This is a genomic window from Mucilaginibacter gotjawali (genome assembly GCF_002355435.1).
Taxonomy (GTDB): Bacteria; Bacteroidota; Bacteroidia; order Sphingobacteriales; family Sphingobacteriaceae; genus Mucilaginibacter; species Mucilaginibacter gotjawali.
Genome location: NZ_AP017313.1, coordinates 5152805 through 5164565, shown reverse-complemented (window position 1 = coordinate 5164565; position 11761 = coordinate 5152805). Strand labels below are relative to the sequence as shown.

General features: G+C 40.8%; 14 protein-coding genes. 2 read left to right on the top strand and 12 right to left on the bottom strand.

The genetic code is table 11. From position 1 onward, the window contains the following. Positions 1–6 precede the first annotated feature (6 nt). The gene (locus tag MgSA37_RS22725) at positions 7–1908 is read right to left on the bottom strand and encodes a S9 family peptidase (protein WP_096355322.1); all 1902 of its coding nucleotides are present in this window, start codon (positions 1906–1908) and stop codon (positions 7–9) included. A 247-nt stretch (positions 1909–2155) separates the two neighbouring features. On the opposite strand from MgSA37_RS22725, the gene MgSA37_RS22720 reads away from it, so the two are divergent. Then, a complete protein-coding gene (locus MgSA37_RS22720; RefSeq protein ID WP_096355320.1) occupies positions 2156–3964 on the top strand; it encodes a tetratricopeptide repeat protein in 1809 nt (602 codons plus the stop codon). Between the two features lie 140 nt (positions 3965–4104). Beyond that, positions 4105–4407, top strand: a complete 303-nt coding sequence (locus tag MgSA37_RS22715) for a DUF4286 family protein (protein WP_096355318.1) — start codon at positions 4105–4107, stop codon at positions 4405–4407. A gap of 82 nt (positions 4408–4489) precedes the next feature. Here the strand turns inward: MgSA37_RS22715 and MgSA37_RS22710 are convergent, their stop codons facing one another. The 11 genes from MgSA37_RS22710 to MgSA37_RS22660 form a co-directional block, all read right to left on the bottom strand. Next, positions 4490–5338 carry an OmpA family protein gene (locus MgSA37_RS22710; protein ID WP_096355316.1) on the bottom strand — a complete coding sequence of 283 codons (849 nt, stop codon included), beginning with the start codon at positions 5336–5338 and terminating at the stop codon, positions 4490–4492. A gap of 19 nt (positions 5339–5357) precedes the next feature. Then, positions 5358–6020, bottom strand: coding sequence for a DUF2461 domain-containing protein (locus MgSA37_RS22705; RefSeq protein WP_096355314.1), 663 nt, complete (start codon positions 6018–6020; stop codon positions 5358–5360). Then, on the bottom strand, positions 5998–6405 hold the full coding sequence (locus MgSA37_RS22700) for a DUF983 domain-containing protein (protein ID WP_096355312.1): 408 nt from the start codon (positions 6403–6405) through the stop codon (positions 5998–6000). The genes MgSA37_RS22705 and MgSA37_RS22700 overlap by 23 nt, the downstream gene beginning before the upstream one ends. 39 nt (positions 6406–6444) lie before the next feature. Beyond that, positions 6445–6723: a hypothetical protein gene (locus MgSA37_RS22695; RefSeq protein WP_096355310.1), complete on the bottom strand. Its 279-nt coding sequence runs from the start codon at positions 6721–6723 to the stop codon at positions 6445–6447. Positions 6724–6819: 96 nt separating this feature from the next. Beyond that, positions 6820–7392: a DUF420 domain-containing protein gene (locus MgSA37_RS22690; RefSeq protein ID WP_096355308.1), complete on the bottom strand. Its 573-nt coding sequence runs from the start codon at positions 7390–7392 to the stop codon at positions 6820–6822. Positions 7393–7437: 45 nt separating this feature from the next. After that, positions 7438–8085 (bottom strand): SCO family protein, encoded by a 648-nt coding sequence (locus MgSA37_RS22685; protein ID WP_232010715.1) that lies wholly within the window; start codon positions 8083–8085, stop codon positions 7438–7440. Positions 8086–8135: 50 nt separating this feature from the next. Then, positions 8136–8492: a cytochrome C oxidase subunit IV family protein gene (locus MgSA37_RS22680; protein ID WP_096355304.1), complete on the bottom strand. Its 357-nt coding sequence runs from the start codon at positions 8490–8492 to the stop codon at positions 8136–8138. 20 nt (positions 8493–8512) lie between these two features. Further along, positions 8513–9241, bottom strand: a complete 729-nt coding sequence (locus tag MgSA37_RS22675) for a cytochrome c oxidase subunit 3 (protein ID WP_096355302.1) — start codon at positions 9239–9241, stop codon at positions 8513–8515. 20 nt (positions 9242–9261) lie between these two features. Next, positions 9262–9843 carry a cytochrome c oxidase subunit 3 gene (locus MgSA37_RS22670; RefSeq protein ID WP_311732856.1) on the bottom strand — a complete coding sequence of 194 codons (582 nt, stop codon included), beginning with the start codon at positions 9841–9843 and terminating at the stop codon, positions 9262–9264. Next, positions 9840–10703, bottom strand: a complete 864-nt coding sequence (cyoE, locus tag MgSA37_RS22665) for a heme o synthase (RefSeq protein ID WP_096355300.1) — start codon at positions 10701–10703, stop codon at positions 9840–9842. Before cyoE ends, MgSA37_RS22670 begins: the two co-directional genes overlap by 4 nt. After that, complete coding sequence (locus MgSA37_RS22660; RefSeq protein WP_096355298.1) at positions 10700–11761, bottom strand: COX15/CtaA family protein; 1062 nt, start codon at positions 11759–11761, stop codon at positions 10700–10702. The genes cyoE and MgSA37_RS22660 overlap by 4 nt, the downstream gene beginning before the upstream one ends.

The window sequence follows — 11761 nt, the reverse complement described above, 5'->3', positions numbered from 1 at the left end:
CAGGGTTTATGGATTAACCCGCATATTTTTATCCAGGAATTGTTCTATCTCAGCATACATTTGCAACCTGTTATGCTCGCTCCTAAAAAAGGTCCGTTCATTTGGCTTTAAAAAGTACTTCACATTTTCACTTCCGTTTTGTTTTTGCAGTTCGCGTACAAACTGGTTTAATTCACTGATGTTTGCCCTGTCATCTTTAGCTCCCTGAAAAATCAATAAAGGCGCCCTGATCTTATCGGTATGAAAAACCGGTGAAATAGCCCTCAGCTGGGCGGCATCTTTTTCCGGATCGCCAACCATTTCGTACATCATTTTTACCGATGGTTTTAAAAACGGCGGCGCATCTTTAATGAAAGAGAAAAAATTGATGAGGCTATGCTGAACAATAGCACAATTGTATAACCTGGGGTGGAGCGAGATGCCATATAATGCCGAGAATCCGCCAAAGCCGGCACCGAAAATGGCTATTTTATCCGGATCAGCGGTTTTATTGCTGATGAGCCAGTTAACGCCGTCAGTTATATCCTGTTGAATTTTGCCCCCCACTTCTTTAAAGCCCGCGTTGTGAAATGCCTTCCCGTAACCGGTGGACCCCCTGAAATTTATCTGGAAAACCGCGTAACCGCGGTTAGCTAAAAATTGTACCTCGGGATTATAGCCCCACCAAAAACTTTGATTAAATGGTCCGTCGTGCGGCATTATTACAACCGGTAAGTTTGTGCTTTTTGTGCCCTGGGGTAATGTGAGGTACCCGTTAATAGTTAATCCATCACTCGCCTTATATGATACCGGCTGTACCTTGCACAGATCCTGGGGATTGAGCGTCGAATTGATGTCACCAAGTTTTTTTAACTGGCCGGTTTTATTTTCATATAAATAATAGGTCCCCGGGTTCCGGTCAGTATAGGTAATAATGATAAATTTATTTTCGGCGCTATCCCTGTCGGTGATGTTTATTTCGGTGCCTTTAAGTTGGGGCTGCAGTTTGTCATATATGCTTTTAATGTCTGCGCTTAAAAAATGCTTTTGTGGTTTTGCTGCTTCCCACCTCACCATTTCAAGGTGGTTTTTGTTTTTTGAATATTCAACGTCCTGTATATCAGCATTTGTACATAAATACAATACCTTTATTTCCCTGCCGTTTTCAGCATTAACTTCAACAAGGGCTGTTTTATCACGGTTCACATTTGATAAGGCATAGAAATAATTTTTTTCACCTGTAAAAGCAATGGGCCTAACTGAGGTGCTGAAATTATTTTCAATAATTCGCCGGAACGGAGCGTTTTCATTCGGGCGGAATAAAATAGTCTTGTCAACGCCGTCTGATGACGTGATCAGCCGGATTTTACCATCCACTTCCGGGTACCATTCTGTTATATTTCCCGGGTTGATGAGATAGGGGATCAGTTCGCCTGTTATGATGTTTAACCTGTAAATATCAAAATTTGCAGGGTCACGTTTGTTCATCCTGATGGTAATTATATCCGGCTGCTGTTTATTCCTGTTCAAAAGGCTTATCCTGACTTTTTGCTGGTCAAGAATATTTTTTAGTTTTAATGTGGCTACATCTATAGTAAACAGCTTTAATTCATCATTAGCCACTAAATCCTGGCTAAAAACGATGTGATTGTTATAGGTCCAAAAATAATCACCCCTGACAGGATAGTCAGTAAACGAGGTAGCCATCTGTTCCTTGCCATCCGGCAATTGCTGTATAAACAGGTTCTCTTTACCCTTGTATGCTTTTAGGTAGGAAATATATTTGCCGTCCGGAGATATTCTGAATGTGCTTTTTTCAGGGATCTTAAAAAAATCAGAAATAGGAATACGGGGTGTACTTTGTTGATTGCAAGTACATAAAGCCACTATTACAGCGATAGAAAGTAATACCCTTAAAGGCCTTAACATTGGTTTATATTTAATGTTTTAATTAGGTTAAGGTATGCAATATACTCAATCAATTTTAAGTGTCACTACAATTTTACCCTGCAAAACCGTTATATAACTATAGTTTCAATTTGAAACGGAGACAAATTGAATTTTTGAAAATGCAAAAAATAATAGGATTTTCACCTATAAAACGAATAATATTAAAGTTAAGATCGTCAAATATGCTTATCTTCAAATTAATGCATAATTGATTACTTTTGAAAAAATGAAATATTTCGCGGTTTGTACTTTCCTGCTTTTTTCCTGTTTTGCAAGTGCTTTTGCACAGGATACAGAACTGCAGCTGGCGAAGCAATTTGCGGCTAACGGTGAACAGCAAAAGGCCCTTGATATTTATCAAAAGCTATATAAACAGGATAACGAGAGTTATTTTGGTGTGTATGTAAATACCTTGCTGGAACTTAAAAAGTTTGATGAGGCCGAGGGGATCACTAAAAAAATGATCCGGAAACACGCCGGCGATCATCAATATATCATTACGCTCGGCACTGCTTATACCCAGCAGGGCGAGGTTGATAAGGCCAATGCCTTGTACGATGAACTGGTTAGAAATTTGCCGCCCGACCAGGGCGAAATATCGGCCCTGGCCTCTCAATTCTACCAGAATGCGAATATTGAGTATGCCATCAGGATATTTGAAAAGGGCCGTAAAATGCTGCATAATGATGCCCTTTTCTCTTACGAGCTGATCAATCTTTACCGGTATAAAAGAGATAAAGCGGCACTAACTGAGGAATATCTTAACTTTTTGCCGGCAAACCCAGCATTCATCAGCCAGGCGGAGAATACGCTGGCAGGCCTTTATGAAAACGCAGCAGACTACGATATACTTAGGATTGCTGTTTTAAAAAGGATACAGAAAGACCCGCAACAGCCCTTGTATCCTCAATTGCTGACCTGGCAATTCATGCAGCAAAAAGAATTCGACCAGGCGTTAAACCAGGCGCTTGCGTTAAGCCGTCGCCTTAACGATGACGGCAGCAGTGTTTTTGAGCTTTGCAGTACCCTTGAAGGAAATGATGCTTACGACGCGGCGATCAGGGGATACGAATACCTGATCAGTAAAGGGAAAGATTCGCCTTATTACATTTCTTCGAAGATTGAACTGATCAATACCAAGAACCAAAAAGTTACGTCGGGTAAGTATACGGAGGACGACCTTTTGAGCCTCGAGAAAAATTATAACGCACTGCTGGATGAATTTGGCAAAAACGTTAACACCGTTTTTGCCATGCAAAAACTCGCGAATTTGGAGGCGTTTAAATTGCATAAACTGGATGAGGCGCAAAAAATTCTTGAAGAGGCCGTAGCTATCCCTGGGGTCAACCGGACGTTACTTGCCTCATGTAAGCTGGACCTGGGCGACATTTCGCTGCTGAGCGGCAAACCATGGAATGCCACTTTATTGTATAGCCAGGTTGAATTGGATAACCAGGCCTCAGCCATTGGGCAGGATGCAAAATACCGCAACGCAAAACTGGCCTATTATACAGGCGATTTTACCTGGGCAAAAGGTCAGCTGGATGTTTTAAAAGCTGCAACTTCCGAGCTGATCGCAAATGACGCTTTGAACTTGTCGCTGCTTATTTCGGAGAGTTTATTTGCCGATAGCACCGGTGCGGCTTTGAAGATGTTTGCCCGGGCCGACCTTTTGATTTATGCCGAGCAGCCCGAAAAAGCAATGCATACTTTGGATAGTATTGATACCAAATACCCTGCGAATTCGCTTGCTGATGGCATATTAATGGCAAAATCAAGGCTGCTTATTCAGCAAAAAGATTACCCGGCAGCGGTTATTCTTTTGAAAAAAATAGCGCAGGAGTATGGCACGGGCCTTTGGGCCGATGATGCCATATTTATGCTGGCTGATATTTACGAAAACCAGCTATCTGATAAAGAACAAGCAAAAATATATTACCAAAAGATCATTACCGATTATGCCGGCAGCCTCTGGATCAACGAGGCCCGTAAACGCTTCAGGCTTTTAAGAGGGGATAAGAATGATGCTTCTTAGTTCAATAGTTCACTGGTTTATTAGTTCATTGGTATTGGCGGGGCACAAAGTCAACATAATGGCGGTAATTGCAATAACAATTTAAAATTTTAAAAACTATTACAACCTTTACAACATATTACAACCCTTACAACTAACACATGATTATATTTAACGATACCGTAATTATAGAAGAAGCCGTCCAGGAAAAGTGGCTTAAATGGATAAAAGAAGTTCACATACCTGCCGTTATGGCTACCGGCTATTTCAAATCATTCCAGATCCTTAATGTTATTGATTCGCCTAATGAAGGGGTTACCTATTGCATTCAATACCGTGCAGATAGTATAGGCGATTTTAACCAGTTTTACAGTAAACATTTACACCGCCTGCAGGAAGCCCACAACCAGGAATTTGAAAATCATTTTGTGATATTTAATACACTGATGCAAACAGTGGATTAATATTTGTCTGAATCAGAATTTACAGGATTAATGAATTTTCAGAACTCTGTTAATTCTCTAATCCTGTAAATTCTGATGCTAACTATTGTTTTATCAAATTATACAATTCATCCAGTTTTGGTGAGAGCACAATTTCAATACGCCTGTTTTTTGTGCGCGCATCGTTTGTGTTGGCAGGGTCAACAGGCTGGTACTCACTTTTACCTGTTGCAGTAAGCCGTTTCGGATCAATCTTTTCTACTTCAGTTAGATACCGGCAAACTGAAGTTGACCGCAATACGCTCAGGTCCCAGTTATCTTTGATCTGGCCGAGGTTGATTACTTTTTTGTCATCGGTATGGCCTTCAACTGCTATAGTAATATCAGGTTCTTTATTGAGCACCGCAGCCAATTGCTGTAATGCCAGTTTACCGTTCTCGTTAATATTTATACTGCCCGACGGGAACAGCAATTTGTCAGCCAAAGAAACATATACCTTACCATCCCTGATATCAACGGTTAAGCCGCTGTTTTGAAATCCAAGCAGTGCTTTCTGCAACTTATCGCGCAATGCGTTTGATGCATCGTCGCGTTTATGCAGGGCATCCTCAACCTCTTTTAGCCGTGCTTCGCGTTTTTTCAGGTCTGCTGAAAGTTGGCTTACTCTGCTTGAACTTGTGGTGAAATTATTGTTCAAAGCGCTGTATTTGTCATTCAGCGAATTGAAATTTGTATTTAACGCGTTGTAATTATTTTGCATATCATTTAACTCGCGGTGCAGCCTCATCGTGTCGGCACGCAGTTTGGCAACCGTATCTTCAAGGACCCCTGTCCGGGTAGCCAGCGAATCGCGTTCAGCTACTAAAGCTTTATATTTTTTGGGTGACAACACTACGCATGAGTGCAAAACAAAACAAATGGCGGTGGCAAATAAATAGTACCTTATTTTCATGACAATAAATTATGGTTGATTAAGCTAATGCATTATTTAAAAAAACGTTGAGAGGATAAATTTTGCCGCAAATGCCGGCTATATCCGACACCGCATTTTTTAGCAATAATTCATCATCCTTTAATGGGCGAAAAGCTACAAAACTTTTAAGTTTCAGCAAGTCAATATTTTCATTATCAGCGCTGTATTCTCTTGGAACACTTTTCAGTTGTTCTTGTTTTCTGAAATCGCCAAACAGGTTTACAAATTCCGGTTCATTAATTATTTTTTTCAGATCGTTGGCGTTGTAGTCAATTTCCTGCCTTATTGCTTTTAAGTGATCCGCTTCAGGCATCCAGTAGCCGCCTGCTATTAGTGAGTTTCCCGGCGAAATTTGAAAATAATATTCGGCCCTGCCGGCTTTTGTACCTTTGGTGGGTATGCTTACGCCAAAGTAATTTTTGTAAGGGGTTTTGTCTTTGCTGAAACGGATATCGCGGTAAATACGCATTACACATTTTTTGGCGTCGAGTGCGCTATCAATTTGCGGATCAATTTTTTGCAGCAGGCCCAGCAGTTCAGTTGTAAAGGCAATTACATTTTCCCTGGCTGTTTCGTACCGCTCCTTGTTGGCCATAAACCAATCGCGGTTATTATTTTCAATCAGTTCTTTTAAAAAATCAATGGTTTGCCGTTGAATCATCTTTATCTAAATGTGGCTGGTAATTTATTTTAGGCGATAGCCAATATAATAACAAAACGCGTGAATACCTGAAATTGATAGGCGAAAGCACAAGCAATCCTGTTAAGATTGTGCCGATATATAACCAGGGCGAAGTTGAATTTTGAGTTATGAAGTAAGTAAGCGCCACTATTAAAAGACCTTCCATTACATTCAAAGCGTAACTTACATACATTGCCGCATAAAAGTACCCGGGTTCAATTTCGTAATATAAGTTACAATGCGGGCATCTGTCAAATATCTTGTTCGACCCGAAGTTGTATATCCCCCCGCTAAACATAGCGCCCCTGCGGCATCGCGGGCATTTGGCATGCAGCATTGCCCATGATTTAGCTGTTTTTGACATTTATTTTAGATAGGCGGGTTTCCCCGGGGTTTGATACACTTAGTTTAAATGCAATTTATCGTTTTGGATATCGAGATTTACATTTTTGCGCCTGAATTTTTTATACCATATCAAACCAACAAAGCCCACTGCAAGGTACGGCGCAGCTAATAAAAGATATATGCCTTTATTTAGCCCATTCGCTGCATTTCCGCCATTTTTTGAATTGGTAGCTACCTGTGCCGCACATTGAGAGCATTGTGCTTTCGCTGGTTCAAATGCAATCATCACCAGGCAAAGTACCCCAAGCGTTAAAGTTATTCTCAGCCATGCTTTCATAAAGGCAAATTTAGCGTATTTAATGATAGGAAGCAATCGGGGCTGGTTGCAATTTAAAGCAAAGTATTAAACATTCATTAACCCCTGCCGGAACCCTTAAAAATGATAATAAGGAGAAATCATCAGGTAAACAATAACGCCCGTAACTGTTACATAAAACCAAATAGGGAATGCCCATCTTACCAGCTTTTTATGTTTTTCAACCTGCATTTGCAGTCCACGGTAAAAGCTTAACAATATGAGCGGCAAAACGCCGGCAGCAAGGATTATATGAGAGATAAGTATAGTTAAATAAACCGGACGTAAGGTGCTTACCGCTTCGCTTTCTGATGGTGACAGGTGTCCGTCGCCATTAACATCACCAAAGATGGTATCGGCTTTTAAATAATGAAACAGTATGTACGAAACTAAAAATAATGAGGATAAGCAAAATGCCGTAATATTAATGCGCTTGTGCATTTTAATATTACGAAGCTTTATGAAACAGAGCGATGCCAGCAGCAGCAGGCTGCAGGTGCCGTTTAAAAATGCGTTAAGCATTGGCAGGTACACAGTGAATGACGGAAGCACTGCAGGAGCAGGAATGAGCCTGCGGTTTAATACCAACACTACCACAAAAACGAATACGGATACTGCTGCAACGAATCGGAATATAAATTTATCAGTCATAGTCTGGCATGGTTTAGCTAATCTCTAATCTTTAGTCACTAATCTCTAATACATCGGTGTATCGTTTTTCAATACCTCTTCTTTTATTAATACTTTAATTTCATCACCCAGCTTAATCATATCTGAAGTGGAGGCGCCACTGTAATATCCCCTTATCCGCATGTCTTCGTCAATTAGCATCAGCTTATCGCTGTAAATAAAATTGTCTTTACCGGCCTGCAGCGCGTTAACAAGGAAGCCATTATGCGCCAGGGAATAAATGGAAGCCGTATCGCCAGTTAAAAACAGCCATCTTGCTGACGGCGGTTTAATTATGTTGGCATAATTTTTTAAAGCCTTTACGGAATCACGTTGGGGATCAACAGAGATAGAAACAAAGTAAACCATTTTGCTGACTGCATAACCCGTAGCTAATTGGTTGATACTTGTGTTCATCTGGTCGCATAAGCCTTTACAGTGCGTGTAAAAAAAGTTAGCGATGAATATTTTTTTGCTAAAAGTTTTTGGCGTTACGGTGTTGCCATCCTGGTCGGTCAGTTTAAAGTCGGGCAATGTGTGATAAAGTGTATCAGGTACATCGTTATGGCCAACCTTGTGCGTTGTTTTCAGTACTGTTTTAGGCCCGTAAACCGGTAGATTTAAGTACCTGTTTTTGCCCTTTGATACCAGTAAATAATATAAAAATCCTGGCACTAATAGAACAAGTACCAGGATTATAGTTTTTTTTAATATGACCGCAATTTTCATATGTGCCTTAAACCGATCCAATAATGGCTCTCATTTGTAAGCACCAGTATTAAACCGATTATAAAAAGAATGGGAACGATGATAGCCAGCGCCAATCCCACTTTTTCAAATTTTAAGTGCATAAAAAATGCGACAATAAAATATGCTTTTAATAAAGTTAATATAATATAAGCAGGGTTAACAACCTGCGATGATAGTTGAAGGTGAGGCCCTAACCAAAGTGCGATAAAAAATTCCACACAGGTAATCGCCGTTAGAATATAAAAGATCTTTAATATTCTTTTTTTGGTCATTCCTTCGTGTTCGCCGTGTTCAGCGCCTGCTGCATGAACTGTTGTAGTTTCTGATGACATATCTTAATCAGGTTAAATTATCAAACTAAATAGAAGAAAGTAAATACAAACACCCACACCAAATCTACAAAGTGCCAGTATAAACCTACTTTTTCGATCATTAAATAGCTGCCGCGTTTTGCATAGGTGCCCAGTAAAACGTTTATCGTAATGATGATATTAATAACCACTCCCGAGAATACGTGGAAACCATGGAAACCTGTAATGGTAAAGAATAAATTTGCAAACTGGTGCGATGTCATCGCCATCTGGCCTTCTGTTACGTTTCCTTTAAAAAACTCTGACATCACCTCTTTGGTTGGAATATGTCCCCACCAGAAGCCTTCGCTGTGTAAGTGGTTCCACTCCAATGCCTGGCAGCTTAAAAACATCAATCCGCCTAATATGGTGAACAGCATCCAGGTAACTACTTCTTTTTTTGCATTGCGATGCCCGGCCTCAACTGCCAAAACCATTGTAACCGAACTGGCAATCAGGATGAAGGTCATGATACCTACAAATACCAAAGGAGCACCGTGCTCAATTGAAGTTCCGGGAACAGATTGGAATACCAAAGACGGCGAAGGCCAGGTTGGTGCGCTAAAACGTAAAGCGCCGTAAGAGATCAATAATGACGAAAAAGTAAATGCATCCGAGAGGAGGAAAAACCACATCATCATTTTGCCATACTCTACATTAAAAGGCGATCTGCCTCCTGACCATGGTGTTGATTTTACCTCATCAACATGTTGTGTTACTGCTGTACTCATTTGTACTTAGTTATTTGTTTTTAAGATTGGTTCAAAAGTAAAAAAACATACAGATAAATCCATATAATATCGAGAAAATGCCAAAAAATAGATGCCATTTCCATTTTGAATAAATTCTTTACCTGTGGTGTATTGCGATAACTGGCTATAATAACATTTAACAGTACCGCCAGGCCTGCTAAAACGTGTACTAAATGTAATCCGCTGAATACATAAATAAATGACCTTGATGCATTAGGATTGATAAAATAGATGCCCATTTTTATCGCCAGGACATACCATGCATAGATCTGTATCGCAAAAAAAGCGATACCTAAGAAAAAAGTAAGCCATAAATAAAGGCGCTGTTTTGCAAACTGCAGTTGCCGGGCCGCCCCTGAGGCTAAAAACAGGGTAATGCTGCTGAGTATGATTACCGCTGTGCTGTACATAAAAGCCTGCGGCAAAATTACGTCAAGGCCGTGGCCCCTGCCGCCGCTGTAAACAATAAACCCGCTTGATAAGGCAGCAAAAAGCATAAATGATGTGAATATGAAAATCCACATACTGAATTTTTTTGCACCAAGGTTTACCTTATCTTTTTGTTGTATCTGCGCCATCATTTCACTTTTCCTATAAAATCAAATAAAAACATTAATTGCACTACCGGCAAATATAAAAACGAACCATACATCAGCTTTTTTGCTGATCCGATCTCCAGGGTGCTTAAAAGCTTATACGCGAGGTATAAAAAGGCCAGGCTGAAAACCAGTGACACTGCCCCCACATAATAACCGCCAAAATGGTACCAGGTAGGCAATAAACTTACGGGTACTAATAGTAACGTAAATATAAAAGTAACTATAGCACTTGTTAAATTTCTTTTTCCGGATGGAAGCAGCCTGAAACCGGCCAGCTTGTAATCGTCATCCAATACCCAGGCAATGGCCCAGAAGTGCGGGAACTGCCATACAAACTGTATGCCGAATAAAATTAAAGCGATAGCATCAATCTTTTCGTGAGCGGCAACGTAGCCGATAAGCGGGGGCAGCGCGCCTGGTATTGCTCCAACAAACACAGCTATTGGCGATTTGCGCTTTAAAGGCGTATAAACAAAAGCATATAGTACAATTGAAAATACGGATAATAATCCCGTATCGATATTAAGGCTCCCTAAAAGGTAGGTGCCCGCCATTCCCATAAATAAACCCAATACAAGCGCCTGGCCCGTGGTCATGTGTCCCGACGGTATGGGCCGGTCCATCGTCCGCTTCATCAGCTTATCCAGGTCCTTTTCAATAATCTCGTTAAAACAGTTTGCAGCCGCGGTGACCAGAAAGCCACCAACAATCAGTTTCCCCCAATTAAACCAGTTGATATCGCCGTTAACTTTGCTGCCGATCAGGAAAGAAATTGACGCCGAAAAAACTACTAAAAAGGTTAATCTTAACTTTATCAGTTTGGAAAAATCGCTCCACCTCATCTATTGGCCTCCTGGTTCTTTACTGATGTATACAAATTCAGCATCAGGTAAAACTGGGCGCCGAAAATAAGGCTGGCCAGTAAAATATGTAATGCCTGTGCAAATGGTGGCAGCGCCCAATAGGATAACAAGATCCCTGTACCCATTTGCAGCATAATAATCAGGAATATAAAGCTCATTATCTGTTGTTGATTGGAATGCCTGCTAAAACCGTTGCGGATCAGCAAAAACAGTACTATGTTTGCCAGCAATACCAATATAGCGATGTCGCGATGCTGAACAAATATCGCTCCTGCATTACTTATCCAGGCTTCGCGGTAGCCGCCCTGTAAATGTGTTGATACGGCATCAATTTTTTCTCTAACTTCAGTGCCAAACACAATTTGAACAGTTGAAATAATTAAGGTGAGTACCATCACTACATGTGTTATCGGGCTCGAATCTAACCGGTGTTTGCCATAAGTTTTAGCCATGTGGTAGGTGCCAATCAAAATAGCCAAAATTGCCAGCGCCAACAGCATATGCAGCGTTACAATACCAGATACAAGATTGGTTGACACGACGATGGACCCAAGCCAGGCCTGGAAACCCACCAGTAGAATATTCAGAACACTTAAAAACGGGATCAGTTTATTTTCGCCGCGGTAACTGAATGAAAAAATAGCCACCAATACCAAAAATAAACCAGAAATAGCCCCAACAAGGCGGTTGATATATTCTGTCCATGTTTTGGACGCGTTGAATTCTTCAGGTATCAATATTGATTTGTCTTCCCGGATGCGGCGTGCAAGGTCGACATACCCGAAGAGGTCAAGTGTTTTGGCGAATTTTTGATTTTTTTCCGTCCGCTCAGCAACATATTTCTGCTTATAATCTTTTGGCAGTTGGTTGATGGAAGTAGGGGGTACATATTGTCCGAAACATTTTGGCCAGTCGGGGCATCCCATTCCAGAACCGGTGCTACGAACTACAGCGCCTGCAAGTATAAGTATAAAGAGCAGTACTATAGTAACTAGGCTGTATTTCTGGAACCTGATTTTTGACGCGAATGTCTTCAT

What these genes read in the sequence shown, in the direction of transcription:
- MgSA37_RS22700 (WP_096355312.1), bottom strand. Translation starts at nt 6,405, where the DNA reads ATGTCAAAAACAGCTAAATCATGGGCAATGCTGCATGCCAAATGCCCG.
- MgSA37_RS22675 (WP_096355302.1), bottom strand. Translation starts at nt 9,241, where the DNA reads ATGAGTACAGCAGTAACACAACATGTTGATGAGGTAAAATCAACACCA.
- MgSA37_RS22725 (WP_096355322.1), bottom strand. Translation starts at nt 1,908, where the DNA reads ATGTTAAGGCCTTTAAGGGTATTACTTTCTATCGCTGTAATAGTGGCT.
- MgSA37_RS22680 (WP_096355304.1), bottom strand. Translation starts at nt 8,492, where the DNA reads ATGTCATCAGAAACTACAACAGTTCATGCAGCAGGCGCTGAACACGGC.
- MgSA37_RS22705 (WP_096355314.1), bottom strand. Translation starts at nt 6,020, where the DNA reads ATGATTCAACGGCAAACCATTGATTTTTTAAAAGAACTGATTGAAAAT.
- MgSA37_RS22660 (WP_096355298.1), bottom strand. Translation starts at nt 11,761, where the DNA reads ATGAAGACATTCGCGTCAAAAATCAGGTTCCAGAAATACAGCCTAGTT.
- MgSA37_RS22695 (WP_096355310.1), bottom strand. Translation starts at nt 6,723, where the DNA reads ATGAAAGCATGGCTGAGAATAACTTTAACGCTTGGGGTACTTTGCCTG.
- MgSA37_RS22710 (WP_096355316.1), bottom strand. Translation starts at nt 5,338, where the DNA reads ATGAAAATAAGGTACTATTTATTTGCCACCGCCATTTGTTTTGTTTTG.
- cyoE (WP_096355300.1), bottom strand. Translation starts at nt 10,703, where the DNA reads ATGAGGTGGAGCGATTTTTCCAAACTGATAAAGTTAAGATTAACCTTT.
- MgSA37_RS22720 (WP_096355320.1), top strand. Translation starts at nt 2,156, where the DNA reads ATGAAATATTTCGCGGTTTGTACTTTCCTGCTTTTTTCCTGTTTTGCA.
- MgSA37_RS22690 (WP_096355308.1), bottom strand. Translation starts at nt 7,392, where the DNA reads ATGACTGATAAATTTATATTCCGATTCGTTGCAGCAGTATCCGTATTC.
- MgSA37_RS22715 (WP_096355318.1), top strand. Translation starts at nt 4,105, where the DNA reads ATGATTATATTTAACGATACCGTAATTATAGAAGAAGCCGTCCAGGAA.
- MgSA37_RS22670 (WP_311732856.1), bottom strand. Translation starts at nt 9,843, where the DNA reads ATGATGGCGCAGATACAACAAAAAGATAAGGTAAACCTTGGTGCAAAA.